Raw genomic sequence first — 2798 nt, 5'->3', positions numbered from 1 at the left:
AAAGTGGGCCGCCCTGCGCGAGTCCGTGGACAAGGTCGCCGAAGTGCAAGCCGCCGCCGTCGGCGTCGAACCGTCCGGAAAGCCTTCCACGAAGGCGTACTGAGACGGCCCGGGCGCCGGGTAAGCCGCCCGGCTTCCCCGGCGCCCGGGGACAGCGGGGTCCGGGCGTCCGCCCGCGGCCCGTCCGGGCTGTAAAATTGTGCCAATGAGCACCCCCGATCTGCCCCCCGCTGAGTTGACCCCCGCGGAAATCGCCGCCTGCCTCAAGGTGCTGGACAGCATTCATGTCTACGACGAGGAACACCCGGACTACCTGGCGATCCGGCGCGCGACCGGCAAGATGTTCAAGGCGGTCAAGCGCCACCGGCGAGTCACCAAACGGGACCTGATCGCCGAGGCGGACCGCGCCGTGATCGCGCAGACCGCCACCGCCGCGCCGGACCGGATCGACGACGAGACGCGCGGCAACAAGCTGGCGCCCTCGGCCACCGGCGAGGTCGCCGGGCATCTGATCAAGTCGCGGCCGTGCTACATCTGCAAGCAGCACTACACCCAGGTTGATGCCTTCTACCACCAGCTCTGCCCCGAATGCGCTCTCTTCAGCCACAGCAAGCGGGACGCGCGGACGGACCTGAGCGGCCGACGCGCGCTGCTGACCGGCGGACGGGCCAAGATCGGCATGTACATTGCGCTCCGGCTGCTCCGCGACGGCGCCCACACCACAATCACCACGCGTTTCCCGAAGGACGCCGCCCGGCGCTTCGCCGCGATGGAGGACAGCGCCGACTGGCTGCACCGGCTGCGGATCGTGGGCATCGACCTGCGCGATCCGTCACAGGTGATGGCCCTGACGGATTCCCTCGACGCCGCCGGGCCGCTGGACATCATCATCAACAACGCCGCCCAGACGGTCCGGCGCTCAGGCAACGCCTACCAGCCGCTGGTCGACGCCGAAGCCGAGCCGCTGCCCGCGGAACTCCAGCCGGCCAACGGCGGCCCCGAACTGGTCACCTTCGGCCACGCCCATGACAAGCACCCGCTGGCGCTGGCCAGCTCGGTCCTGGACCATCCGGTGCTGGCGGGCGACGCCATCACCTCGTTGGCCCTGTCCACCGGCTCCGCGTCGCCGGAGCGGATCGCCGCCGGCACCGCGATCGACGCCGGCGGCCTGGTCCCGGACCTCGCCAGCATCAACAGCTGGACGCAGGTGGTGGACGAGGTCGATCCGCTCGAGATGCTCGAAGTACAGCTCTGCAACGTCACCGCACCGTTCCTGCTGGTGAGCCGGCTGCGGGCGGCGATGAAGCGCTCCACGGCCCGGCGCAAGTACATCGTCAACGTCAGTGCCATGGAGGGCCAGTTCTCGCGCGCCTACAAGGGACCCGGGCACCCGCACACGAACATGGCCAAGGCCGCGCTGAACATGATGACGCGCACCAGCGCCAAGGAAATGCTCGAGTCGGACGGCATCCTGATGACCGCCGTCGACACCGGCTGGATCACCGACGAAAGGCCGCACTACACGAAGGTCCGGCTGATGGAGGAGGGCTTCCACGCCCCGTTGGACCTCGTGGACGGCGCGGCCCGGGTCTACGACCCGATCGTCATGGGCGAGGCCGGCGAGGACCAGTACGGGGTCTTCCTGAAGGACTACAAGCCCAGCCCCTGGTGAGGATCGCACTGGCCTCCGCTGCCCGTAGCAGAGCTTCCGCGGCGCTGCCACGGGCCTTATGGCCCTAATGAGGGCCCGCGCGCTGTCCGTAACGTGGAGCTGTGAATACGACGACGACGCCCCCGCCGAATTTCCAGCTGTCCATGGACCAGTGCTGGGTACTGCTCGACAGCGAGGTGGTGGGGCGGATCGCCATGATCGTGGACGGCCATCCGGAGGTCTTCCCGGTGAACTTTGTCCTGCAGCGCCGTTCAATCGTGTTCCGCACGGCCGGCGGCACAAAACTCTGGGGCGCCATTACCGCCAAGCCCGTGGCGTTCGAAATCGACGGCTATGACACGCATGAGCAGTCGGCGTGGAGCGTCGTCGCCCGCGGCGACGCCGAACTCATCGAGGACCAGGCCGACAAGGACGCTGTTGACGAGTTGCTCTTGGAACCGTGGCAGCCGGGCGAGAAGAACTATTACGTGCGGCTGGCCCCGAAGGCCCTCACCGGGCGCCGTTTCAAGGTCAACAACCCCGATGTCTGGCACACCAGGCTCGCCGACCCGCGGCGCGCCTCCTTCGAATAGCCCCGACTTCGAATAGCCCGGACCGGTCCGGGGCAGCCCCGTTAGCGCCGTTCCGGCGCGTGCACCACCAGGACCGGGCAGTGTGCGTGGGCCACCAGGGCGGAGCTTACCGAGCCCAGCAACAAGCCGCCAAAACCGCCATGACCGCGCCGGCCCAGCACCAGCATGTCAGCGCTGCGGCTCTCATCGATCAGGGTCCTGCGCGGATTCCCCTGCACCAGGCGGGTTTCCAGGCTGGCCGGCGGGTTTTCGCCGAAAGCCTTCACGACGGTTTCCTGCAGGATCTCTCCCGCGCGGACGTCGAAGTCATCGATGCCCATGGCAACGTAGCCGTCGTAGACCGGCGGGAATTCCCAGCAGGCCAAGGCCACGACCTTGGCTGCCAGCGGGGCGGCCAGCGTCCCGGCCTGCCGCAGCGCCTCCACCGAAGCATCCGATCCGTCGACCCCGACCAGGATGGTCCGGGTGCCTGTAGCCTCGCTCATGACCGGTCCTTTCGTCGTGCCCCCAGGGCAATTCTCACCCTTCCGGCCGGCGGGGCGCCGTGCTAGGGC

General features: G+C 68.5%; 3 protein-coding genes. 2 read left to right on the top strand and 1 reads right to left on the bottom strand.

The genetic code is table 11. The features are described from left to right. Window positions 1-205: 205 nt before the first annotated feature. Window positions 206-1672, top strand: a complete 1467-nt coding sequence (locus tag AB4Y86_RS16060) for an SDR family NAD(P)-dependent oxidoreductase (protein ID WP_441403178.1) — start codon at window positions 206-208, stop codon at window positions 1670-1672. 143 nt (window positions 1673-1815) lie between these two features. Then, window positions 1816-2244: a pyridoxamine 5'-phosphate oxidase family protein gene (locus AB4Y86_RS16055; protein ID WP_441403179.1), complete on the top strand. Its 429-nt coding sequence runs from the start codon at window positions 1816-1818 to the stop codon at window positions 2242-2244. Between the two features lie 41 nt (window positions 2245-2285). Here AB4Y86_RS16055 and AB4Y86_RS16050 read toward each other — a convergent pair whose 3' ends face one another. Continuing rightward, window positions 2286-2729, bottom strand: a complete 444-nt coding sequence (locus AB4Y86_RS16050; RefSeq protein WP_441403177.1) for a universal stress protein — start codon at window positions 2727-2729, stop codon at window positions 2286-2288. Between the last annotated feature and the right edge of the window lie 69 nt (window positions 2730-2798).

Origin of the sequence: Arthrobacter sp. 2YAF22_2, assembly GCF_052114645.1 — a bacterium.
Classification (GTDB): Bacteria; Actinomycetota; Actinomycetes; order Actinomycetales; family Micrococcaceae; genus Arthrobacter.
Note: the sequence above shows the minus strand (reverse complement) of the source record. Positions and strands in the feature narration are given on the sequence as shown.